Source organism: Micromonospora sp. URMC 105 (assembly GCF_051386295.1).
In the GTDB taxonomy this organism is placed as follows: domain Bacteria; phylum Actinomycetota; class Actinomycetes; order Mycobacteriales; family Micromonosporaceae; genus Micromonospora.
In genome coordinates, this window is sequence record NZ_JBPQTL010000234.1 from 1 (window position 1) to 372 (window position 372).

The window sequence follows — 372 nt, forward strand, 5'->3', positions numbered from 1 at the left end:
AGTTCCCCCGGGACAAGGCGTGCGGGGACGGCATCGCCGCGCACGCGCTGGACGTCCTCGCCGAGCTGGGGGTGACCGACGCGGTGACCGGGTACGCCCCGCTGCCCGCCCTGCGCCTGGTCGGCCCGGGCGGTCAGGCGGTGGCCCGGGCGCTGCCCCGGCCCGCGTACACGGTGCCCCGCCAGGTGTTCGACGCCCGGCTGGTCGCGGCGGCGGTGGCAGCCGGTGCGGTGCTGCGCCGGCACTCCGTGCGCCGGGTCGAGCCGCGCGACGACCGGGTGGTGCTCGACGGGGAGGTGGCCGCGCGAGCGGTCGTCGGCGCGGACGGGGCCGGATCGGTGGTCCGCCGGGCGCTCGGCCACCCGGTGAACC

1 protein-coding gene is annotated in these 372 nt (G+C 80.1%); it reads left to right on the forward strand.

What is annotated here, in order from left to right; translation table 11 throughout:
- On the forward strand, nucleotides 1–372 hold a 372-nt coding region (locus tag ACSNN7_RS29095; RefSeq protein ID WP_436684232.1), incomplete at both ends, for an NAD(P)/FAD-dependent oxidoreductase.